This is a genomic window from Streptomyces sp. NPDC018026, assembly GCF_044327745.1.
GTDB classification, from domain to species: Bacteria; Actinomycetota; Actinomycetes; order Streptomycetales; family Streptomycetaceae; genus Streptomyces; species Streptomyces rubrogriseus.
The window spans coordinates 389,440-411,247 of the sequence record NZ_JBIRFY010000004.1 but is presented as its reverse complement, the minus strand read 5'-3'; the positions used below and the strand labels follow the sequence as shown (position 1 = coordinate 411,247).

Annotated in this window: 23 protein-coding genes and 2 tRNA genes; 13 read left to right on the top strand and 12 right to left on the bottom strand. The window is 70.5% G+C overall.

Features of this window, described 5'->3' with window-relative positions:
* The first annotated feature begins 71 nt into the window (after positions 1–71).
* Complete coding sequence (locus ACH4D3_RS15960) at positions 72–1,298, top strand: pyridoxal phosphate-dependent aminotransferase (RefSeq protein WP_398322157.1); 1,227 nt, start codon at positions 72–74, stop codon at positions 1,296–1,298.
* Positions 1,299–1,421: 123 nt separating this feature from the next.
* Entirely contained in the window at positions 1,422–2,453 is a 1,032-nt protein-coding gene (locus ACH4D3_RS15955) for an adenosine deaminase (protein ID WP_398322154.1), read from the top strand.
* Positions 2,454–2,868: 415 nt separating this feature from the next.
* Here the strand turns inward: ACH4D3_RS15955 and ACH4D3_RS15950 are convergent, their stop codons facing one another.
* From ACH4D3_RS15950 to ACH4D3_RS15930, 5 genes are all read right to left on the bottom strand, one after another.
* Positions 2,869–3,924 (bottom strand): UDP-N-acetylmuramate dehydrogenase, encoded by a 1,056-nt coding sequence (locus tag ACH4D3_RS15950; protein ID WP_398322151.1) that lies wholly within the window; start codon positions 3,922–3,924, stop codon positions 2,869–2,871.
* A gap of 95 nt (positions 3,925–4,019) precedes the next feature.
* Positions 4,020–4,400, bottom strand: coding sequence for a DUF3291 domain-containing protein (locus ACH4D3_RS15945; RefSeq protein WP_398322149.1), 381 nt, complete (start codon positions 4,398–4,400; stop codon positions 4,020–4,022).
* Between the two features lie 33 nt (positions 4,401–4,433).
* Entirely contained in the window at positions 4,434–5,921 is a 1,488-nt protein-coding gene (locus ACH4D3_RS15940; protein ID WP_398322146.1) for an MFS transporter, read from the bottom strand.
* 120 nt (positions 5,922–6,041) lie between these two features.
* Positions 6,042–6,620, bottom strand: coding sequence for a TetR/AcrR family transcriptional regulator (locus ACH4D3_RS15935; RefSeq protein ID WP_398322143.1), 579 nt, complete (start codon positions 6,618–6,620; stop codon positions 6,042–6,044).
* A gap of 65 nt (positions 6,621–6,685) precedes the next feature.
* On the bottom strand, positions 6,686–7,279 hold the full coding sequence (locus ACH4D3_RS15930; RefSeq protein WP_398322140.1) for a TetR family transcriptional regulator: 594 nt from the start codon (positions 7,277–7,279) through the stop codon (positions 6,686–6,688).
* Positions 7,280–7,343: 64 nt separating this feature from the next.
* Here ACH4D3_RS15930 and ACH4D3_RS15925 point away from each other — a divergent pair, with 64 nt between their 5' ends.
* Positions 7,344–8,186 (top strand): class I SAM-dependent methyltransferase, encoded by an 843-nt coding sequence (locus ACH4D3_RS15925; RefSeq protein WP_398322137.1) that lies wholly within the window; start codon positions 7,344–7,346, stop codon positions 8,184–8,186.
* Between the two features lie 84 nt (positions 8,187–8,270).
* Here ACH4D3_RS15925 and ACH4D3_RS15920 read toward each other — a convergent pair whose 3' ends face one another.
* From ACH4D3_RS15920 to ACH4D3_RS15900, 5 genes are all read right to left on the bottom strand, one after another.
* Positions 8,271–8,699: a MaoC family dehydratase gene (locus tag ACH4D3_RS15920; protein ID WP_011029785.1), complete on the bottom strand. Its 429-nt coding sequence runs from the start codon at positions 8,697–8,699 to the stop codon at positions 8,271–8,273.
* A gap of 5 nt (positions 8,700–8,704) precedes the next feature.
* Entirely contained in the window at positions 8,705–9,157 is a 453-nt protein-coding gene (locus ACH4D3_RS15915) for a MaoC family dehydratase N-terminal domain-containing protein (protein WP_385348119.1), read from the bottom strand.
* 95 nt (positions 9,158–9,252) lie between these two features.
* Positions 9,253–9,417 carry a 50S ribosomal protein L33 gene (rpmG, locus tag ACH4D3_RS15910; RefSeq protein ID WP_003948671.1) on the bottom strand — a complete coding sequence of 55 codons (165 nt, stop codon included), beginning with the start codon at positions 9,415–9,417 and terminating at the stop codon, positions 9,253–9,255.
* A 91-nt stretch (positions 9,418–9,508) separates the two neighbouring features.
* Positions 9,509–9,581, bottom strand: a tRNA-Met gene (locus ACH4D3_RS15905).
* Positions 9,582–9,627: 46 nt separating this feature from the next.
* Positions 9,628–9,700, bottom strand: a tRNA-Thr gene (locus ACH4D3_RS15900).
* 224 nt (positions 9,701–9,924) lie between these two features.
* On the opposite strand from ACH4D3_RS15900, the gene ACH4D3_RS15895 reads away from it, so the two are divergent.
* Together ACH4D3_RS15895 and ACH4D3_RS15890 are read left to right on the top strand one after the other, a co-directional pair.
* The gene (locus ACH4D3_RS15895; protein ID WP_398322134.1) at positions 9,925–11,229 is read left to right on the top strand and encodes a hydrolase; all 1,305 of its coding nucleotides are present in this window, start codon (positions 9,925–9,927) and stop codon (positions 11,227–11,229) included.
* Positions 11,230–11,379: 150 nt separating this feature from the next.
* Positions 11,380–12,036 (top strand): SDR family oxidoreductase, encoded by a 657-nt coding sequence (locus tag ACH4D3_RS15890; protein WP_398322131.1) that lies wholly within the window; start codon positions 11,380–11,382, stop codon positions 12,034–12,036.
* 6 nt (positions 12,037–12,042) lie between these two features.
* Here ACH4D3_RS15890 and ACH4D3_RS15885 read toward each other — a convergent pair whose 3' ends face one another.
* Entirely contained in the window at positions 12,043–12,261 is a 219-nt protein-coding gene (locus ACH4D3_RS15885) for a hypothetical protein (protein ID WP_398322128.1), read from the bottom strand.
* A 517-nt stretch (positions 12,262–12,778) separates the two neighbouring features.
* On the opposite strand from ACH4D3_RS15885, the gene ACH4D3_RS15880 reads away from it, so the two are divergent.
* Together ACH4D3_RS15880 and ACH4D3_RS15875 are read left to right on the top strand one after the other, a co-directional pair.
* Positions 12,779–13,648 (top strand): hypothetical protein, encoded by an 870-nt coding sequence (locus ACH4D3_RS15880; protein WP_398322126.1) that lies wholly within the window; start codon positions 12,779–12,781, stop codon positions 13,646–13,648.
* A gap of 706 nt (positions 13,649–14,354) precedes the next feature.
* Positions 14,355–15,143: a GntR family transcriptional regulator gene (locus ACH4D3_RS15875; RefSeq protein ID WP_398322123.1), complete on the top strand. Its 789-nt coding sequence runs from the start codon at positions 14,355–14,357 to the stop codon at positions 15,141–15,143.
* Here the strand turns inward: ACH4D3_RS15875 and ACH4D3_RS15870 are convergent.
* Positions 15,127–16,134 carry an XRE family transcriptional regulator gene (locus ACH4D3_RS15870; protein WP_398322746.1) on the bottom strand — a complete coding sequence of 336 codons (1,008 nt, stop codon included), beginning with the start codon at positions 16,132–16,134 and terminating at the stop codon, positions 15,127–15,129. The genes ACH4D3_RS15875 and ACH4D3_RS15870 overlap by 17 nt on opposite strands.
* Positions 16,135–16,946: 812 nt before the next feature.
* Between ACH4D3_RS15870 and ACH4D3_RS15865 the strand changes: the two genes are divergently transcribed.
* From ACH4D3_RS15865 to ACH4D3_RS15840, 6 genes are all read left to right on the top strand, one after another.
* Complete coding sequence (locus ACH4D3_RS15865) at positions 16,947–17,216, top strand: DUF6284 family protein (RefSeq protein ID WP_398322120.1); 270 nt, start codon at positions 16,947–16,949, stop codon at positions 17,214–17,216.
* Positions 17,213–17,659 (top strand): Pycsar system effector family protein, encoded by a 447-nt coding sequence (locus tag ACH4D3_RS15860; RefSeq protein ID WP_398322117.1) that lies wholly within the window; start codon positions 17,213–17,215, stop codon positions 17,657–17,659. The genes ACH4D3_RS15865 and ACH4D3_RS15860 overlap by 4 nt, the downstream gene beginning before the upstream one ends.
* Positions 17,656–18,516, top strand: coding sequence for a protein spdB (locus tag ACH4D3_RS15855; protein WP_398322115.1), 861 nt, complete (start codon positions 17,656–17,658; stop codon positions 18,514–18,516). Before ACH4D3_RS15860 ends, ACH4D3_RS15855 begins: the two co-directional genes overlap by 4 nt.
* Positions 18,516–18,854, top strand: a complete 339-nt coding sequence (locus ACH4D3_RS15850) for an RRQRL motif-containing zinc-binding protein (protein WP_398322112.1) — start codon at positions 18,516–18,518, stop codon at positions 18,852–18,854. Before ACH4D3_RS15855 ends, ACH4D3_RS15850 begins: the two co-directional genes overlap by 1 nt.
* 215 nt (positions 18,855–19,069) lie before the next feature.
* Positions 19,070–19,387 carry a hypothetical protein gene (locus tag ACH4D3_RS15845; RefSeq protein WP_398322109.1) on the top strand — a complete coding sequence of 106 codons (318 nt, stop codon included), beginning with the start codon at positions 19,070–19,072 and terminating at the stop codon, positions 19,385–19,387.
* Between the two features lie 108 nt (positions 19,388–19,495).
* Complete coding sequence (locus tag ACH4D3_RS15840) at positions 19,496–21,619, top strand: FtsK/SpoIIIE domain-containing protein (RefSeq protein WP_398322106.1); 2,124 nt, start codon at positions 19,496–19,498, stop codon at positions 21,617–21,619.
* The last annotated feature ends 189 nt before the right edge of the window (positions 21,620–21,808 follow it).

The following is a 21,808-nucleotide window of genomic DNA, read 5'->3' as shown; positions in this document are numbered from 1 at the left end:
TCCTGGACCGGTCCGGTTCAGTCCGTGAAACCCCTGTGCTCGTGAGGTTTCCGGTCTGGAACGATGGGGTCATGAGCGCTGCAACCCCTCCCACCGAGCGCCGGGTCTCCGCCCGAGTCGGCGCGATCTCCGAGTCCGCGACCCTCGCCGTGGACGCCAAGGCCAAGGCCCTCAAGGCCGCCGGACGTCCCGTGATCGGCTTCGGCGCGGGTGAGCCCGACTTCCCGACGCCGGACTACATCGTCGAGGCCGCCGTCGAGGCGTGCAAGAACCCGAAGTTCCACCGCTACACGCCGGCCGGCGGGCTGCCCGAGCTGAAGGCCGCCATCGCCGCGAAGACGCTGCGCGACTCCGGCTACGAGGTCGACCCGTCGCAGATCCTCATCACCAACGGCGGCAAGCAGGCCATCTACGAGGCGTTCGCCGCGATCCTCGACCCGGGCGACGAGGTCATCGTCCCGGCGCCGTACTGGACGACGTACCCGGAGTCGATCCGGCTGGCCGGCGGTGTGCCCGTCGAGGTCGTCGCCGACGAGACGACCGGCTACCGGGTGACGGTGGAGCAGCTGGAGGCCGCGCGCACCGAGACGACCAAGGTCGTCCTGTTCGTGTCGCCGTCGAACCCGACGGGAGCGGTGTACAGCGAGGCCGAGACCGAGGCGATCGGCACCTGGGCCGTCGAGCACGGACTGTGGGTGCTGACCGACGAGATCTACGAGCACCTGGTGTACGGCGACGCCGTGTCCGTGTCCCTGCCGGCGCTGCTGCCCGAGCTGCGCGACAAGTGCATCGTGGTCAACGGCGTGGCGAAGACGTACGCGATGACCGGCTGGCGGGTCGGGTGGGTCATCGGCCCGAAGGACGTCGTCAAGGCCGCGACCAACCTCCAGTCGCACGCCACGTCCAACGTGGCCAACGTGTCCCAGGCGGCGGCGCTGGCCGCGGTCTCCGGCGACCTGGACGCCGTGGCGACGATGCGGGAGGCCTTCGACCGGCGCCGCCAGACCATCGTGCGGATGCTCAACGAGATCGACGGCGTGCTGTGCCCGGAGCCCGAGGGCGCGTTCTACGCCTACCCGTCGGTGAAGGCGCTGCTCGGCAAGGAGATCCGCGGCAAGCGTCCGCAGGACTCGGTCGAGCTGGCCGCGCTCATCCTGGAGGAGGCCGAGGTCGCGGTGGTGCCGGGTGAGGCGTTCGGCACGCCGGGGTACCTGCGGCTGTCGTACGCGCTCGGGGACGAGGACCTCGTCGAGGGCGTGAGCCGGATCCAGAAGCTGCTGGCGGAGGCGCGGGACTGACCGTCCTTCCGCCCGCGGGGCCGCACCGGAACGTTCCGGTGCGGCCCTGTTTGTTTGTGCGAGCAAGACCACGTACGGGGAAAGTGCTGTCCGGCCGGGCGTGTCGTGCGGCAGGATCACGGAATGGAGCGTGTACGTGATGTCTCTGAACTGCCCAAGGCCCATCTCCACCTGCACTTCACCGGGTCGATGCGGCCCGGCACCCTGCTGGAACTGGCCGACAAGCACGGGGTACGGCTGCCCGAAACGCTGACCGAGGCCCTCGGTCGCGGGGAGTCGCCGAAGCTGCGGGCCACGGACGAGCGGGGCTGGTTCCGCTTCCAGCGGCTGTACGACGCGGCGCGGTCGTGCCTGCAGACGCCGGAGGACATCCAGCGGCTGGTGCGGGAGGCCGCGGAGGAGGACCTGCGGGACGGGTCGGGGTGGCTGGAGATCCAGGTCGATCCGACGTCGTACGCGCCGCGGCTGGGCGGGCTGATTCCGGCGCTGGAGATCATCCTGGACGCGGTGGAGACGACCGTGCGGGACACCGGGATCGGGATGCGGGTGCTGGTCGCCGCGAACCGGATGAAGCATCCGCTGGACGCGCGGACGCTGGCGCGGCTGGCGGTGCGGTACGCGGAGCGGGGCGTGGTGGGCTTCGGGCTGTCGAACGACGAGCGGCGCGGGATGGCGCGGGACTTCGACCGGGCGTTCGCGATCGCGCGGGACGGGGGGCTGCTGAGCGCGCCGCACGGGGGTGAGCTGACCGGTCCGGCGTCGGTGCGGGACTGTCTGGACGACCTGGAGGCGGACCGGATCGGGCACGGTGTGCGGGCGGCGGAGGATCCCCGGCTGCTGAAGCGGCTGGCGGACCGGCAGGTGACGTGCGAGGTGTGCCCGGCGTCGAACGTCGCGCTGGGCGTGTACGAGAAGCCGGAGGACGTGCCGCTGCGGAGGCTGTTCGAGGCGGGGGTGCCGATGGCGCTGGGCGCGGACGATCCGCTGCTGTTCGGGTCTCGGCTGGCCGCCCAGTACGAGATCGCGCGCGAGCACCACGGGTTCACGGACGCGGAGCTGGCGGAGCTGGCGCGCCAGTCGGTGCGGGGGTCGGCGGCGCCGGAGGAGGTGAAGGGGAAGCTGTTGGCGGGGGTGGACGACTGGCTTGCGGCGTAGGCGGTGAGCTGCGGCGGGTCCGGTGGGGGTGCGCGTGGCGCGATATCTCCGGTGGGTGGGTCGGGGCCGCGCCGGGGGGTGTCCGTCCTCGGAACGGCGCGAAATCGGTCACTTGAAGAGGCTCGGGGCGTTGACGCGCCAACCGCTGCGGGCGGACACCCCCCGACCCGGCCCCTTCTCGCCGTACGCGCCTGCGGCCCGCCACCGACACCGCGCCCACCTCCTCGCCATACGCGGCTCCCCCGCCGCCTCGCCCCTGCCGCCGCTGCGGGCAGTCGTGCCGCTGGGGCGGCACGGGTGGGCGCAGCGGCACCCCGCAACGCCGGGCCGCGTCCCCCTCGCGCCCGCACCCACCCCGGGCACCGGGTGCGACGCCGGGCCGCGCGACCCACCGGCGGCACGTGGACGCCGGTTGCTACAGGGCTACGCCCACCGTCACCGGTTCGTTGACCAGCGTGACGCCGAAGGCCTCGTGGACCCTGGCGACCACCTCACGGGCCAGCGCGAGCAGATCCTCGGTCGTCGCCTCGCCCCGGTTGGTGAGCGCGAGAGTGTGCTTGGTGGAGATGCGCGCGGGACCCGTGCCGTACCCCTTGGTGAAGCCCGCCTTGTCGATCAGCCAGGCCGCGGAGGTCTTGACGCGCCCCTCCCCGGCCGGGAAGGCGGGCGGCTCCACGTCGGCACCTAGGCGCCCGGCGACGCGGGAGCGGAACGCGGCGAACTCGTCGTCCGTGAGGATCGGGTTGGTGAAGAACGACCCGGCCGACCACGTGTCGTGGTCCTCGGGGTCCAGCACCATGCCCTTCCCGGCACGCAGCTTCAGCACCGTCTCCCGGGCGGCCCCCAGCGGCACCCGGTCGCCCGCCTCGACACCGAGGGCGCGGGCCGTCTCGGCGTAACGGAGGGGCGCGGAGAGCCCGTCGGCGTTCTCCAGCTCGAAGCGGACACGCAGGACCACGTACCGCTCGGGCTCGGCCTTGAAGCGGCTGTGGCGGTAGGAGAAGGCGCAGTCCGCGTTGGAGAGGGCGACCGTCTCGCGGTTCCGGCGGTCGTACGCCGTGACCTCGGTGATCGTGGCGGACACCTCCTGGCCGTACGCGCCGACGTTCTGGATCGGGGTCGCGCCCGCCGAGCCGGGGATGCCGGCCAGGCACTCGACGCCCGCCAGGCCCGCCTCGACGGTGCGGGCGACCGCGTCGGTCCAGATCTCGCCGGCCGCCAGCTCCAGCGTCGTGCCGTCGAGGCGGAAGCCGCGCGTGGCGATGTGCAGGGCGGTGCCGTCGAAGCCCTTGTCGCCGATGACCAGGTTGGATCCGCCGCCGACGAGCAGCAGCGGGGTCCCGGTGTCGTCGGCCTCGCGGACGGCGGCGATCACCTCGGCGTCGGTGGTGGCCGTGAGCAGCCGGGTGGCGGGCCCGCCCAGGCGGAAGGTGGTCAGCGGGGCGAGGGGGGCGTCGTGGAGTTCCTGCACGCGCTCAAGACTACGAGACGGCACCGACAGCCCCGGATCGCAGGAAGGGGAACCCGGCGACGCCCCGCCCGGTCGGAGCGTCGCCGGGTGCGTTCTCACGTCAGGCGCCTGCGCACCTCCGACCAGCCGACCGGGAGCTCGTCGCTCGACGCCGGCCAGGAGGCGAACTTCGAGTCCCGCATCTGCGCCGACAGCCCGCGGGAGGTCGGTGCGTGGGTGCCGGAGCGGGCGAAGGCCTTGAGGGCCTCGGGCGACTCCCAGGCGGAGAGCGTCCAGAAGGTCCGCTTGAAGGGTTCCGCCTTCAGGGAGGCGCCGTACGCACCGGGGGCGCGCCCGACCTGCCGCCACACGCCCGGCGTGCGCGCCAGGAACTTCAGCGCTCCCCACAGGGTGCGGGTCTCGAATCGGGACGCGAAGACGTGGACCTCGGTGGCGCGCGGAGGCTCGTTCGGCACGGTCCAGGGAAGGGTGGGCATGTCGTACTCCTCTCGTGGTGCTGTGACGTGCGGTCAGTGCTGGGGCGTCGGTGCCGTCGTGGCGAGGGTCGGTTCGGTCGCCGGTTCGGTCTTCGGTGCGGTCGTGGGGCCCTGGCCGCCGGTGCGGCGGCGGGACGGGATCGCCAGGGCCGCCAGGCCGCCGAGGGCCACCACCGCGGCGCCCACGGCGATCGCGGGCCGCAGTCCGTCCACGAAGGTCTGCGGGGAGTCGTAGCCGCCCTGTGCCGCGAAGATGGACGACATGACGGCGATGCCGAGCGCGCCGCCCACCTCGCGCAGTGCGTTGTTGGCGCCAGATGCGATGCCCTGCTCCTTCGCGGCGACGCTGGACATCACCAGGGCGGAGGCGGGGGCGAAGTAGAGGGCCATGCCGACTCCGCTGATGATCAGACCGGGCAGTTGGACCGCGTAGGAGGCGTCGGCCGTGATCACGGAGGCCAGGTAGCCGAGGCCGGCCGCCTGGAGGAAGAGTCCGGTCGCGACGACCGGGCGGCCTCCGATCCGGTCCGAGAGGAGGCCGGCAATCGGCGCGACCAGCATCGGCATGCCGGTCCAGGGCAGCATGCGCAGGCCCGCCTCGGTGGGCGAGTAGCCGAGCACACCCTGCATGTACTGGCTCAGGAGGAAGATCGAGCCGAACATCCCCAGGAACATCAGCAGGCTCGCCGCGTTGACTCCGGCGAAGGCGCGGGAGCGGAACAGCCGCATGGGGAGCATGGGGTTCCTGGCACGGGTGCTGTAGAGGACGAAGCCGACGAGCAGCGCGGCCCCGGCGAACAGGGCGGTCAGCACCACGGAGCCGGTCCAGCCGTCGACGGGTCCGCGGACCAGGCCGTAGACGATGCCGAAGAGTCCGCCGCTGGCGAGCAGCGTGCCGGGTATGTCGAGCGGGGCGCCGGTGCCGTGCGACTCGGCGAGGCGGAGGCGGGCGAGGGGCAGCAGGGCCAGCCCCAGCGGGACGTTCAGCCAGAAGATCCACTGCCAGGAGATGTGCTCGGTGAGGCTGCCGCCGACCAGGGGTCCGGAGGCCACGGCGAGGCCGTTGACGGCGCCCCAGATGCCGTACGCCATCCCGCGGCGTTCGGCGGGTACCGCGGCCGTGAGCAGGGTCAGCGTCAGCGGCATCATGATCGCCGCGCCGACGCCCTGCACCGCACGGGCGGCGATGAGCGAGTCGATGCCGGGTGCCATGGCCGCGGCGGCGGACGCCCCGGTGAAGACGGTGAGGCCGACCAGGAAGAGCCTGCGGCGGCCGAAGCGGTCGCCGAGGGCCGCGCCGGACATGAGGAGGACGGCGAAGGTGAGCGTGTAGGCGCTCACGGTCCATTCCAGGTCGTGCAGCGCGCCGCCCAGGTCCTCGCGGATGGAGGGCAGGGCGGTGGTGACGACCAGGTTGTCCAGGGCCGCCATGAAGCCGGCGACGCTGGTGATGACGAGGGCCCAGACGGCTCCCCCGCCGCGGGTGTTCCGACGTGCTCCTTGTGCTCCTTGCTGTGACATCTCTCCCCCAGAGGGTGTTCACTTGCCGTGGATTTGATTAGTAATTGATGACTAACTTCGGCGGGCATGCGTACGCGGTCGTCGGTCGTCACTTCGTGCGTGTTCGGATGGCGCCCGTTCCTACGCGTCCGCGTCCGGGCTGCTCGGCTTGGCCTGCCCGGACTCGTAGATGCCGCCGTAGACGCGGTGGCCCGGCGGGAAACCCATTCCGACCAGGGTGTTGATCAGCATGCCGTAGGCCAGGAAGGTCGTCGTCTCGCCGATGTCCGCGCCCAGCGGCAGGTGCACGGTGTCCCAGATCTCCAGCCAGCCCTTGCGCACCATCTCGCCGAACTCGTGATCCCCGGCCGCCTCGGCGGCGGCGACGGTCACGTACACCTGCAACTGCATCTGGAGCTTCTCGGGATGGTCCGCGATCAGCTGCGAGTAGGCCTGGGCCATGGCGTGCAGGGCCTCTTCACCCTGCCGGCCCTCGGACGCCTTCTCGAAGACCTCGCGAGTGTCCCGCAGGCAGCGCTCCGCCACCGCGAGGAAGATCGCCTTCTTCCCCGGGAAGAGGCGGAAGAGGTACGGCTGGGAGACCCCCACGCGCTTGGCGATGGTCTCCGTGGACGTGCCGTGATAGCCACCCCGGGCGAATTCGCTCGTCGCCGCGCGGATGACGCTCTCGCGCCGCTCCTCTGCGCTCATCCTGACCATGGAAGTAAGTTAGTACTCAATCACTAACTTCGTCAAGGGTGATGCGCGCGGCGGGCGGTGCCGCGTCAGCGCAGGACGCCGGCGAGCACCGTGTCGACCAGCTTGCCGACGGCCGCCGCGGCAGGCGGGCGGCCGGGGTCGCGGTCGGCGAACAGGAGATGCCCCCCGCCTACGAGGGAGAGGGTGAGCGAGTCGATGTCGGCGTCGGCCGAGATGCGGCCCCTCGCGCGCTCCTCGGACAGATAGGCGGAGACCGCGGCCTTGACCTGGGCGAGGATCGCGATGCCGCCACCGGGCACGGCCTGCCGCAGCCGTGCGCGCAGCTCGTCCCGGAAGGTGATGAGCGGAATGATCGCCACGGGGACCGGCCCGAACAGGGCGGTCAGCGCGCCGGTGAGGTTGTCCGCCACGGCGCCGGAGCCCACCGCCTCCCGCAGCGCCAGTGCCTGCGTGTCGAGTTGTGCGGCCCGGTCGAGCACGAGTTCGACGAGGAAGGCGTCGAAGTCCGCGAAGTGCCGGTGCAGGACGCCTTTGGCGCAGCCTGCCTCGTCCGTGACGGCCCGGCTGGTCAGCCCGTTCGGGCCGTCCCGCAGAAGCACGCGTTCGGCGGCGTCGAACAACTGCCGCCTCGCGTCGCGAAGGTGCACTCCGGTCGGCACTCGCGGATCCCCTCTCGCTTGCTCACTCATTGGCTTGTGGGCGCTCGCCCACTAAAGTGAACGCATGCCCACTCTATCCTCTTCGGAGCATCCCGAGCAGCCCGAGCGCCCCGAGCCGACACCGCCGCACCAGGCACGGGAGACGGCCGAGTCCTTCGGCACCGACGCGCAGCGCTACGACCGGGCCCGACCGCCCTACCCCGACGACCTGGTGACGCGCGTCGTCGCGGGGAGCCCGGGCCCCGACGTCCTCGACGTCGGCTGCGGCACGGGCATCGCGGCCCGCCAGTTCCAGGCCGCCGGCTGCGCCGTACTCGGGGTCGAACCGGACGCGCGGATGGCCGCCTTCGCCCGGGACCGCGGACTGCCGGTCGAGGTGGCGGCCTTCGAGGCCTGGGAGCCCGCCGGCCGGGCCTTCGACGCGGTGATCGCCGCCCAGTCGTGGCACTGGGTGGACCCGGCCGCCGGTGCCGTGAAGGCGGCCCAGGTGCTGCGCCCGGACGGGCGTCTGGCGATCTTCGGGCACGTGTTCGAGCCACCGGCCGAGGTGGCCGAGCCGTTCGCGGCCGCCTACCGTCGGGCGGCACCCGAATCGCCGTTCAGCGATCAGCCGGCGCGCCGTCCGCTGGAGATGTACCTGGCGGGGTACGCGCAGATCGCCGACCGGATCCGGGAGTCCGGGCGGTTCCACGAACCGGAGCAGTGGCGGTTCGACTGGGAGCGGTCGTACACGCGCGACCAGTGGCTGGAGCTGCTCCCCACCACCGGCGGCCTCACCCGGCTCCACCCCGGTCAACTGGCCGGAATACTGGACGCGGTCGGCCGCGCGGTCGACGCGCTGGGCGGCCGCTTCACGATGCGGTACACGACGCTGGCGACCACGGCGGTACGCGCCGGCACCCGCTGACCCGCTCCCCCCTGGACTGGACTGGACTGGGCCGGTCTGAGCCGGTCCTGCCAGGGGGTCGGCGGTGGGGGCGGGAGCCGCCCGTCAGCCCAGTCGTACGACCGCGCGGGACATGCCGAGGACCTTCTGGCCGGCGCTGGTGGCCGTGAGGTCGACGCGGACGGTGTTGTCGTCGAGCTTGGCCGCCACCTTGCCGCTGACCTCGATCACGGCACCCCGGTCGTCGTTCGGGACGACGACGGGCCTGGTGAAGCGGACGCCGTACTCCACGACCGCGCCGGGGTCGCCGGTCCAGTCGGTGACCACGCGGATCGCCTCGGCCATGGTGAACATGCCGTGCGCGATGACGTCCGGCAGGCCCACCTCCTTGGCGAACCGCTCGTTCCAGTGGATCGGGTTGAAGTCGCCGGAGGCGCCCGCGTACCGCACGAGCGTGGCGCGGTCCACGGGGAAGCTCTGCGCGGGCAGTTCGGTGCCCACCTCGACGTCGCTGTATGCGATCTTCGACTGCATCGCGCTCACGCCTCCCCGGCCGCGCGGGCCACGAGCTTGGTCCAGGCGGTCACGACGTGCTCGCCGGCCTCGTCGTGGACCTCGCCGCGGATGTCCAGGATGTCGTTGCCGGCCATCGACTTGATCGCCTCGATGGTCGAGGTGACCGTGAGCCGGTCACCGGCCCGGACCGGGCGGGCGTAGGCGAACTTCTGGTCGCCGTGCACCACACGGCTGTAGTCCAGCCCGAGCTGCGGGTCCTCGATGACCTGACCGGCCGCCTTGAACGTGATCGAGAACACGAAGGTCGGCGGGGCGATCACATCCGGATGACCGAGCGCCTTCGCGGCCTCCGCGTCGGTGTACGCCGGGTTGGCGTCCCCCACCGCCTCCGCGAACTCGCGGATCTTCTCCCGGCCCACCTCGTAGGGCGCGGTGGGCGGATAACTCCGCCCCACGAACGACTGGTCGAGCGCCATGGGCTGGCAACCTCCTGCTGCTGCTCGTCATGCCTGGGACAACGACACGAGGCCGCCCCCAAACCTCGGGGACGGCCTCGTGTACGAGCCTGTTTCTATCGCGTTTCGCGGTGCGCGGTGTGCGCGTTGCAACGCGGGCAGTGCTTCTTCATCTCCAGTCGGTCCGGGTTGTTACGCCGGTTCTTCTTGGTGATGTAGTTCCGCTCCTTGCACTCCACGCAGGCCAGCGTGATCTTCGGGCGGACGTCGGTGGCAGCCACGTGAGTGCACTCCTTGACGAACGGATTGATGGTATTAACGCAAGAAAGAGTAGCCGATTGAAGGACCGACCCCGCAATCGGCTACTGAGAGTAGCGGTGACCGGACTTGAACCGGTGACACAGCGATTATGAGCCGCTTGCTCTACCGACTGAGCTACACCGCTGTGATGCGATCGGGCCCCGCCTCGCGACGGGAACCTCTCACACCAGAGCCCCAAAACGGAATCGAACCGTTGACCTTCTCCTTACCATGGAGACGCTCTGCCGACTGAGCTATTGGGGCGAGCGATGAAGACATTACACGGTCGCCCGCCGTTCGCCCAAATCCGTTTCGCCGACCCTGCCCCGTCCCGTCCCGACCGCACAGCGGGGCCGCCCGAGCGTGCGGACGGCACCGGTACGACTATTGCGCTCCTCCGCGCCACGGGCTGATCACCGTCCTAGGCTCGACTCACTCTGCGTGATCTTGCGTCCCCCACTGCGCAGCCCCGAGCCCAGAGGAGCGCGATGCCCGACAGCCAGCCGCAGCCGCCCCACTCGCCCTCCCCCTCGGACCCCGCCGGCCGCGGCTCGCTCCTGCTCTCCGGGGCGCGGCTCACCGACGGCCGGACCGTGGACGTACGGCTCCACGGCGGACGCATCGAGGCGGTCGGCACGGCCGGCAGCCTGGCCCCGGGCCGCGCGTCCCGCCCCGGCGGCCACCTGGACCTGGGCGGCTACCTGCTCCTGCCCGCCCCGGCCGACCCCCACGTCCACGCCGACACAGCGCTCACGGCCGACGTCCCCGGCCCCGTCTCCTACGACGCCGAGGACGTCCAGCGCCGGGCCACCGAGGCCGCCCTGCTCCAACTGGGCCACGGCGCCACCGCGCTGCGGGCGCACGTGCGGGTGGGCGACGTCGCGGGCCTGGGTGCGCTGACCGCCGTACTGCGGACCCGGCGCTCGCTGCGCGGCCTCGCCGAACTGAGCGCGGTGGCGATGCCGAGGGTGCTGACCGGGGTGGCCGGTGCCGACGGGCTGGCGATGCTGCGGGACGCGGTCAAGATGGGCGCGGACGTGGTGGGCGGGTGTCCGGACCTGGACCCCGATCCGGCGGGGTACGTGGAGACGGTCCTGGAGGTCGCCGCCGAGCACGGCTGCCCGGTCGACCTGCACACCGACGCCGCCGACCCGGCGCGGCTGGCCCGGCTGGCGGCCACGGCGGGCGGGTTGCGCCCCGGAGTGGCCATCGGTCCCTGCGACGGCCTGGGGCGGCTGCCGGCCGAGGCGGCCGCCCGGGCCGCGGACCAGCTCGCGGCGGCCGGTGTGACGGTGGTCTGCCTGCCGCAGGGCGCCTGCGGGGCGGTGGACCAGCCCGACGGCACGGCTCCGGTACGGCTGCTGCGGGCGGCCGGGGTGCGGGTCGCCGCCGGGAGCGGCGCGCTGCGGGACGTGTCCAACCCGGTCGGGCGCGGCGACCCCCTGGAGGCGGCGTACCTGCTGGCCTCGCGGCACGGGCTGCGCCCCGAGGAGGCGTACGACGCGGTGAGCGCGGCTGCACGGTCGGCCCTCGGCCTGCCGGAGGTGCGGGTGGAGGCGGGCTTCCCGGCCGAACTGGTCGCCGTACGCGGGGACCGGCTGGCGGGCGCGCTGTCGCTGGCGTACAGCCGGATCGTCGTGCACCGAGGGCGCGTGGTGGCGCGGACCAGCGCGGTACGGGAGTACGGCGACGCGAACACCCCGTCCGACCTGGGACTGCCTCGGCAAGGGCGTGCGGGGCGGGGGCGGCGCGAGGGGCGGGGCGGACCCGGCCGGGGTGGGGACATGGGCTGAGCCTGGCCGGGCGGAGGGTGGTCGCCGGGGGGGTGCTGGCCGGTGCGGAGGGCTGAGGGCTGAGGGCCGAGGGCTGATGGCTCCGGCTCCGGCCCCGGGGTGGCCGAAGTCGTGGGGCGCGGGCGGTCGTCGGGGCGTACGGTCGGAGACATGCGCATTGTCATCGCTGGTGGTCATGGTCAGATCGCGCTGCGGCTGGAGCGGTTGCTCGCCGCGCGCGGTGACGAGGTGGCGGGCATCGTCCGCAAGGCCGAGCAGGCCGACGATCTGCGTGCGGCGGGCGCCGAACCGGTCGTGCTTGACCTGGAGTCGGCCTCGGTCGAGGAGGTGGCGGAGCGGCTGCGGGGCGCGGATGCGGCGGTCTTCGCGGCGGGGGCGGGGCCCGGGAGCGGGGCGGCCCGCAAGGACACGGTGGACAAGGCCGCGGCGGTGAGCTTCGCGGACGCGGCGGTCCGGGCGGGCGTACGGCGCTTCCTGATCGTGTCGTCCATGGGCGCCGACCCCTCGCACCAGGGGGACGAGATCTTCGACGTCTACCTGCGCGCCAAGGGCGAGGCCGACGCGTACGTCAGCTCGCTGGACGCCTTGGACTGGACGATCCTGCGTCCCGGCGCCCTGACGGACGACGCGGGCACGGGCCTGGTGCGTCTGGAGGCGCACACCGGCCGCGGCCCCGTTCCGCGCGACGACGTCGCCGCGGTCCTGGCCGAACTGGTCGACACCCCGGCCACGAACGGCCTGACCCTGGAGCTGATCAGCGGCTCGGCGCCCGTGTCGGTGGCGGTGAAGTCGGTGGCCGGGAACTGAGGGCGACTAGAAGAGGGGCAGCTGTCCGGGGAAGTCGGGGACGACGTACCCGTCCAAGGACGGCTGCACCGCGCCGGGTTGCGCCGACCGGCGCGATCCCGGACAGGACACCAGCTCACCGCTCCCCCGCGCACCGGGGGGATCGTGGCGCGCGTACCGCCCCGCGACGACGGCGATCTCACGACGGCACTCCGGGCAGGTTCTGCGACGGGAGGACGAGGCCATGCCACCAGTCTGCCCGCCCGGCCGACACCATGAGCCGCACCCACGGCGCTTCGTACTGACAACGACGAAAGGGTCTGTGATCAGCATTGCTGCTGTTCACAGACCCTTTCGGTCGTGTGGCGGCGCCAGGATTCGAACCTGGGAAGGCTGAGCCGGCAGATTTACAGTCCCCACAAGGTCACGCCGAGATTCAAGCTCTGACCTGCTCAAACGACCCCACACCCGCTGCCAGCTCCTAAAGTCGTCCGCGTGTCGTCCGCAGTGGGGCATGTCGATCAAGGACGCGTGGTGATCTGGACCGATCAGAGCGGAGCACACCTCAGCTCTTCCGCTAGTGAGAACGACGACGCATCGTCGACGCCGGTGGTTTGACCTTCTAGCTCATCGCTGTGCCCACCAAGCGATAGCATCGTTTCTCTAGTTCGCGCATCGCGAGGGGGGCTTCGTGGGGGCAAGCCGCATCAGGACGGTTTCGTTTTACGAGATCGTGCGGGCAAAGGACGACTACAATCCGCGTATGGAGCAGGTGCCTTGGCAGCACGCCTTGGAGGAACTGTCTTCCAAGCAGTGGGGACAACGCCTTCTCATCACGCCTGACGGTGATCAATTTATCGGCGAGGCGAAATTCTACTCAGACGCTTTGCACTTGCTCGTCGGCCGGATTGGATCGGGCGAGCTACACGCACTCGACTTCGACCATGGCCACATCGAAGACCTCCGCCTTGAGGGAAATAAAGGTTTCATCGATCTCACAACGGTATGTTTCCTCGACCATGGCAATATCATTGGCATCATGGGAGGCAGTCAAGCAGCACCCCGCTCGACAGCAATCCAACACTGGATGAATGCATCCGGAATGGCGGCTGAAGACATCGCTCTTTGGCCCGTCATCAGTCAGGATGTATGGACTAAGCTGCAAAATGCCAGCGCGGTGCATAACTTCGAGTTCACCTTCCGCCCAAATCCAGCTTTCATGCCACCCAGCGGCGCTTCCCTGTTCGGGTTCAGACAGACTAGCGATCGCTACCCCGACCATCGCATCACCTGCAAATTCGAGGTCCCGAAACGCGGGCCCGTGACCTCTCGCTCCAGAGGACAAAGACGACTGCAGGATGACGCAATGCAGTTCATGTCGGAGCTTGGTTACATGCTCGGCCCAAACGGAATTGAGCGCGCGCGTGCGCAAGTGACACTTCCTACGGGCGACGGCTTCACAAAAGACGAGGATTTGGACTTCCTCAAGCATCATGTGACGGCAAAGAAGCGTGTAGAGGTACGGAGCGCTGACGACTCGCGCCCTCGGTACACGGCGGCAGTGGACGCCATCCTCGAAGCAGCCAGAGAGCACGCCAACGACCTCAGGGCCGCTGTCAGTGGCCAGGACTAGAGTGGCAAGCCTCGGCCTAGGGGGGTAGCCACGTGACAGCCTTTGGCGTCTTCATGCAACGAATCCGCGATCTGTGGGGCATACGTCCAGCAGTCGACTGGATCACAGCCGTGATGCTAGTCGGAGGCCACCTACTCTACTGCCACCTAACTGAATCGGATCCGCTACTCGCCCCCATCCCGGAGGACCGCCGTAAAGACATCTATACGACGGTAGCGTCAGCGTCTGCTTTGATCGGCGGATTCGGAACAGCAGCTATCAGCCAGTACGCCACAGCCAACGGAAGGAGAATGATTGAGCTTCGACGCCGTTTTGGAGTGAGCCTGCGACGAAATTGGTCAAGCATCCTTTCCGCAATGTTGCTTGTTACAGCCGTGTGTCTAGCAGCCTTGATGATTGACACCAGTAAGAAACCTGGCGCCACCGGCTGGGCGATCGAATTCGCACTTATCTTGGCTGTACTCCGTTCAGTGCGCCTTCTTTGGCTCTTCGGCATGCTAATCGATGTGGCAGATCAGGACGTGACAGAGCCTCGCCGATCTCCAGCCGTGGCAATTCCTCGGTCAGCGAGCTCAAACCCGGGTAGACAAGACCCACCCGGGAGGAGCTGACCTACGTCTGCATGAGACAGAGACCCACGTCCCGAAGTTCACCGCATCAGGGATACGCTGGTACGCACCACCTGAGAACGGAGAGTGCTCCGCGAATGGGACCGAAGACGACCAAGGTTTACGAGACGCTTCGGGAGCGGCTCGCGTCCGGCAAGTACACCCCCGGCGACAAGCTGCCGTCGGAGCGCACGCTGGTCGAAGAACTCGGCATCGGCCGAACGGCACTGCGACAGGTACTCGCCCGTCTCGTCAGCGAGGGAGCGTTGGAGGTACGGGGACGGAGCTCGTACCGGGTGCCGGGTGCAGTGAGTGTCGAGCGACCGGAGGGCGTGCAGCCCTGGCGCATCCACGGTGAACGCGATCTGTACGACAACCGTTGGGTGAAGCTTCAACTCTGGGACGTGGAACCGCCCGGCATGAAGTCCTTCGAACATCACGTGGTGAGGTTGCAGCACGTGGCCGTGACCGCTGTCCTTGACGACCAAGATCGCGTCCTCATGATGTGGCGGTACCGCTTCGTCCCCCAACAGTTCGGTTGGGAGCTGCCCGGCGGCATCGTCGACGCTGGCGAGGAACCAGCGGACACGGCACTGCGGGAAGTAGTCGAAGAGACCGGCTGGCGCCCGAAGGCGCTGGAACACGTCGTGAGCTATCAACCCATGGTCGGCATGGTCGACTCGCCTCACGATATCTTCGTAGGCCACGGAGCAGAGCGAGTCGGCGAACCGACCGACCTGGAGGAAGCGGGCCACATCGAGTGGGTTCCTCTCGCCGACGTCCCGGGGCTCATGGCCCGCGGGGAGCTCATGGGGTCCGGCACCCTCGTAGCTCTGCTGCACATCCTGGCCAACCGGCGCGCGCAGGGGATTACAGCCGCGCGCTGAGCATGTCGACCCGACGGCGCTGCCGCACCGAACCGGTGCGGCTCGCCAGTAGCCGGGCCTGCCTCAGGTGGGTGTGGGCGTCGTCGTACTCGGCTCGCGTCAGATGCGCGTGCGCCAAGTCGGTGTGCAGCCCGGCACGCGCCCGGACGAACGACGGGTCCATGTCTCCCAGCGCTCCGTACAGGCTCGTGACCGCGTCGCCGTCACCGAGCAGGGCCAGCACGTTTCCATGCCACCGGGCGAGATGGGTGCCGTTCAAAAAGATGCTCAGCATGTCGGGGTCCCGGTCGTCCGGTCCCGGCGGGATGCTGGCCAGGGCAGCATCAAGCGCGTGACGAGCGTCGTCCGGCATGCCGGCGTAAGCGCACATCTCCGCCTCTGCGGCGTACAACCACGCCCGCAGCCTGGCCGACCCGGACTGGCCGACGGTACGCCGCGCGTCGCGGACCAGGTCGACGCCCAGCGCGGGCCGACCAGCCTCACAAAGCACGTACGCCTGTTCCGCCATGGCGTGGGCGAGATACATCGGAGCCTCAGCGTCGCGCGCTGCTCGCTTGGCAAGTTCGTAGTGCCGCCAAGCCCGCTCGACCGCTCCTGAGTCGATAGCCTGCCACGCTGCGAGGGTCGACGCTCCTGCGAGGGCGAGCGCCACGGGGCGACGTGCGGCAGGCAGTACGGCGAAGTTGAGTGCGTCTTCCAGGGCTGCAAGGTGACCTGACATTTGGTCGACGAGTCCTGCCGCACCTCTCTGCCTGTCCATGGTGCGAAGTAACTCAGTTTGGTCGTTGAATGCCTGGACCATGGACTCACCGACGCTGTCGGCCGCATCGATTCGGCTGAGTAGTTCGTCGTAGCCGTCGACGAACGCCGGCACCAACGCCGGCGCGGCGCCTCTCAACTCTCCGTCCGTGACGCCGAGGAGCTGTCGCAGAATGCCCGCGTAACGGTCCGAGAGCGTGCGCTTTCCGTTCTCCCACTCTGACACGTACACCCGCAGGCTGGCAGTCGAGGCAACGTCCGTGATGTTCCGTCGGGCGTACTGCTCAATCTCGCGAACCAGTCGCTCCTGAGACCAGCCGCGCGCCGTCCGCGCGCTTCGAAGTCCTGCGCTCACAGGTCACCGCCCGGCAGTAGAGGCCCTCACTGACTCTCCCAGCATGCCGCACGTCGCCGCAGGTCAACAGGGGTTAACAGGACGGGAGTTAAGCGCTGTTGGCTACCGGCGCCCCTGGCCTGGGCGGTCTCCTGGAGGGGCACCGCAGGAAGGGAACGCCACTCGAAATGGCGAACCACCTTGACTCTGGTGCGCACCAGATGCAACCTGTTGGTGCGCACCAGATTTGGAATCACTTCCGGTTCACGGTGTGCACGCAACGGGTGCCGCGCTTTCGGGCGTGGCGCCAAGGGGCCCGGGATAGAGCGGGCCGAGGGCGCACCCGACCCTTGTCATTCGGGAGGGCTTAGACCGAAAGGTCACGTCTCCATACGCCTGAAACGAGAGCTCGTGTTCTCGAAGGAGACCTGTTCGCATCAGCTTCCACACAAGGGGTTCCGATGCGTCAACGACATCTTTAGGCGTCGCCGGTACGGACCGGACGGCGGCGCCCCTGGTCAATTCGGTCCGTTCTGTTCGCGGCGCTGCTGCCGCGGCCGGCTGCCTCTCCCGCCCGTCCGTCCCACGCACTGCGTGAAGGCGTACGGGCGGGGGCGCAGGGAGCCGGAACCGACTCCAACGGCAGCGGCTCCCGGGGTGCCACCCGGGAGCCGCAGTGGGCCGTTCCACGCTGAGAGGAACACGACCCAATGAATCACATCGTCACTGTTCAGGACGCTGTTACCGCGTTCGCCGACTTCATGGAGCCGACAGACGCGGAGCTGGACGCGATCGAGCAGGAGTCGCCCGTGATCCTCGCGGGCGTCGACCTGGTCGACGCGCAGATCATCGCTCTCGACCACGTGCCGAACGAGATGGACAACCGGCGCATCCGCCGGGCCCGGCACCGGGTGCTGGCGGCCCGCCGGGAGCTGGCCAACCGCACGGCCGGTGCGAGCCTTCCCGGGGGTGCTGCGTGAGCGCCGCCGAAAGGAACCTGACCGCCGCACACGCGGAGGTCAAGGCGGAGATCACGCGAACGGACACCAAGACGGCGCTGCTGCTGGCGTTCGTCGGCGCGGTACTCGCCGGTACGTGGACGGTCGCCCGTGACCTGCCGCTGACCGCGCCCGCTGCCGTCGTGGGCAGTGCGGGGCTGGCGCTGCTGGTCGGTGCAGCCGGTCTGCTACTGCGGTCGGTGCGCCCGAACCTGAGCGGCCGACACGGCTTCCCTCTGTGGGCCACGCTCACCGCCGATGAGATCGGCGACGCCGTCGCCCGGGACCTGGCCGCCGACATCGCCGGACTGTCCCGGCTCGCGGTCGCCAAGTTCACGTGCCTGCGCCGCGCGGTCGACCTCACCCTGACCGGCGGCGCCCTGCTCATCCTCGCCGCCCTGCTCACCGCCGGGGGTGCCCAGTGAGCGCGAAGACGGTGCTGCCGGCCGTGGCGATGACGGCCGTGTCCATGGTGCTGACCCTGGCCGTGGTCGTGATGTGGCTGGGCACCGCGGTGCCGTGGCCGGTCGCCGTGGTCGTCGGTCTGGGCATCGACGGGGGATGGCTGGCCACCCTCGCCTACGAACGCCGGCTCGCGGCGCAGGGCGACCACAACCGCACCGTGACCGCGGTCGGCTGGTCCTTCGGCCTCATCGCCGCCGGTGTCCTGGTCGCCCACGCCCTCACCGCCGAACACTCCGCGGGAGCGTGGCTGGCCGTGGCGTGGCTGCCGATCGCGGCGAAGGCGCTGTGGCTGGTCCACTCAATGTGGGAGCGGACCGCGCTCACCCCGAACGCGCTGGACGCCATCCGCGGCATCCAGCAGGAAGCCCGGGACGAGGCGGCCGTGGCCCGGGCCCGGCTGCGGGCGGAAGCGTCCACCGAGGAAACGCGGCTGACGGCCGTGACGGCCGCCGGCGCCCGCGTCGCACACGTCCAGGCGAAGACCGCGCAGACGCTCTCTTCCGCCTGGGCGACGCTGGAATCTGCACGGCAGGGCGAGGAGACCGGCAGGGCGCTGACCAGCGTGACGAGCCCCGTCACACCCGGCGTCACAGCCCGCTGGGAACTCCCGGTGTGGGGACCGAGCGAACCCACCGGCACGCCCGCTCTGGAAGCCGCGCCCGCCCTCACCGACGGCACGCTTGACGTTCTGGTCGACGAGATCCGTCACAGCCAGACCCCGCCCCTGTCGTACCGCGAGATGGCCGCCCGCTTCCGCGCGGCTGGCCACTCCGCATCCGAAGTCCGCCTGCGCGCCGCCTGGAAGCGTGTCGCCTGATGGCCGCACTGCCGGTCTACCGGTGGCGCCTAGCCCCGGACGGTTACGCCACCCGCCGGCAGTTGCGCGCACAAGGGCTCAGGCCCGGCGGTCAGGAGGTGGCCGCAACCCTGGAACGGCCGCGCCGCCGTCGGGGGCCGCTGGTCGCCCACCTGTACCGCGTCGACCTCGCCAAGCCCGTGCGTCCGATGACACCGGGCCGGTGGGCCGCCCTCGCGGCGGCGAACCGGGCCCGCCGTATCTGCCCGCAGTGCCGCCGTGATGCCGGATACGTCATCCCCGCCTCGCTCGGCACGTGCGTGACCTGCGCCTACCCCGGCGAAGCAGCCGCCGCCTGATCACCACAGGTTGTCCAAAATCCGCGCCACGGCTTCCAAGAAGCGGTACCGGCGGCGGTGCTGCTTGCTGCAATACCGCCGCCTGCGCCATCTGCTGCGTGGCTGCTGCACCGGCACGTGACACCACCTGCACGGCCGCGTACGGACCACGGATTCCCCACCCATGCCGCACACCGTAACGCCTGCCTCTCCGACTCTCTGAGGAGTGTCTGACCATGCGTAACGCCGACATCCGCCGCCTGGACCGCGAGATCCTGGCGACACAGAAGAAGCTCGACGCGGTCCGCCGGGGCGAGTGGTGGCCGCTGAACGGCAGCGAGCGCCGGGCCATGGCCCGCTCGCTGGCCGCCGGCGGCTACAAGGTCGCCCGGGGCCGCAGCGCGGGCCGCGAGGAACAGCGCATGGACGCTACCGGCAACAGCGCCGAGATCCGGCTGAGCGCGGAACTGACCGCCCTGCACGGCGAGCGTCAGCGCCTCATGACCGAGGCCGCCCGCGACAAGGCCGCCAAGAAGTCGTCCGGCTGGCTCTGACCAGCCCGTTTCCCGCGCCGGGGTGACCGGGACTTTCCACGGACACGGCCACCCCGGCGCTCTCCTTCACTCCCGCCCCTCGAAGGGGCAGTCAGGAGCAGTTCCAGCATGTCTGAGAACGTCGTTCACCTCCACAAGGCCACCGACCCCCCGACCGCCGACACCGCCCCGACCGTGCTCACGGTCGTGCCCGACCCGGCTCCGGCGGCGCCCGTGCCGCTGTGGGTCCGCTCCGGCCGCGCGGTCAAGTCGGCCGTCACGCACGAGTCGACCCGGGCCACGGTCCGCGCGGCGGCCCGGCACGGGCTCTACACCTTCAACGGCGGGCGGATCGTGGCCCGTCGGGCGTGGGACGGCCGTACCGGGGCCCGATACGAGCGGATGATCCGGGCGGCGGAAGCGGCGGGGAACCTGGAGGCGGCCGAGGAGTGGGAGGAGCGGTTGCAGCGCTTCCGCGCCGCCCGCCACCACCGCCGCATGGACCTCCTGCACTCCCCGGTCGACGCCGCCAAGGGCGTCGCCGTGGGCGCCGGGATGAGCATCGGTGTCCTGGTCGCCCTCGGCGTCGTCATGGCCATCAGCACCGGCCACGCCGGGGACGTCATCACGCCGTTGTCGGCCACGGTCGACTTCATCGCCCTGCTGATCCGCATCGTCCAGGTGGTGTGGGGTCCGGCCCTGTCGATCGGCCCGTTCCTCGCCCTGCTCGCCCTGTGGTCGGTGGGCCGCAAGCAGCACGCCGCCCCCAACTGGGCACTCCCGGCGAACGTGAGGTCGGGCGAGGGGGAGCCGATCACCCCGTCCATCGTGGTCAAGGCCCTGCGCGACCTCGGCGTGCCCGCCCTGGCCCGCGCCATCAAGGAGATGGGCGACGCCGGCGCCTCCATGCTCGGCCCGATCCGCATCGCCGGATGCGGTGTCGAGGTCGACGTGACCCTTCCCTCTGGGGTGGCCACGAACGAGGTGCAGGGCAAGCGGCGCAAGCTCGCCGAGAACCTGACCCGGCACGAACACGAGGTGTTCATCACCATCCCCCAGGCCGCGCGGACGGTGCGGCTGTGGGTCGCCGACTCCGGCGCCCTGGACGAGCCGATCGGCCCGTCCCCGCTGGCCACGGACGACACGATGACCGCCGACTACACCAAGGGCAAGGCGCCGTGGGGTCAGGATCTGCGCGGGGACGCCGCCGCCCTGTCCCTCTACCAGCGCCACCTTCTCATCACCGGGTTGTCGAACCAGGGCAAGACGGCCGCGCTGCGGGCGCTGGCCCTGTGGGCGTGCCTGGACCGCCGGGTGGAATTCCGGGTCGCCGACCTCAAGGGCGCCGGCGACTGGGCCATGTTCGACGGCCTCGCCACGGTCCTGATTCAGGGTCCGGCCGATGAGCAGGTGATCGAGGCCACCGAGATGGTCGAGGGCCTGGTCGAGGAGATGAACCGCCGCATCGAGATCCGCCGCCGCGACCCCGGCGCGGTCTTCGCCCCGCTGATCGGCATCGTGGACGAAGCACAGGTGGCGTTCATGTGCCCCGTCAAGGACGAAGACGGCCGCCCCTACGGCGGCTCCAAGGCCATCTCCCGCTACTTCATGGCCGTCCGCAAGGTCCACAACCAGGGCCGCGTGGTCGACGTGCTGCTGTGGGAGGGCACGCAGGACCCCACCGACCAGAACCTTCCCAAGCTGGTCCGCGAGGGCGCCCACACCCGCGCCTCCCTCGCCCTGGGCACCGAGTCGCAGGCCCGCATGGCGCTGGGGGACAAGGCCGTGGACGGCGGCGCCGCCCCGCACCTGCTGCGCCAGGGCTTGGACAAGGGAACGCTCGTGGTCGCCTCGGACGGGATCGAGATCCCCGCCGGGCAGGCGTCCATCACCGTGCGCACGCACTACATCAACGACGAACAGGCCACCGCCATCACCGACCGGGCCAAGGCCCTGCGCGACGGCGTCACCACCTTGCACGCCATCGACCGGGGCGAGGAGCGTGACCCGCTCGCCGACATCGCCACCGTGCTGGGCAACGACACCCGGGTGCGCACGCAGGAGGTCATCTCCCGGCTCGCCGCGCTCAACGCGGACGCCTACGCCGGGTGGTCGTTCATCGACCTCAAGCGTGTTCTCGACGCTGCCGGTGCGGAGCCCTACAAGTCCGACGGCCGCATGGTCGTCGGCCGCGACCGCGTCGCCCGCGCCCTCGCCGACCGCGACAACGAGGGTTCCGCTTCCGCTGAATGACGGCAGGGAGCCGACCCCCGACGGGTCAGGGAGGCAGGGAGAACTCCCTGACCGCCTCCCTGACCCGCCTACCTGGCCATGACCTGCACGAATGATCGTCCAGGGAGCCAGGGAGGCACGCAGGTCACACCCCTGAAACACCCCTCCAGACGGCACCTCGAAGGGGGTGCCGCTGCCTCCCTGGCCCTC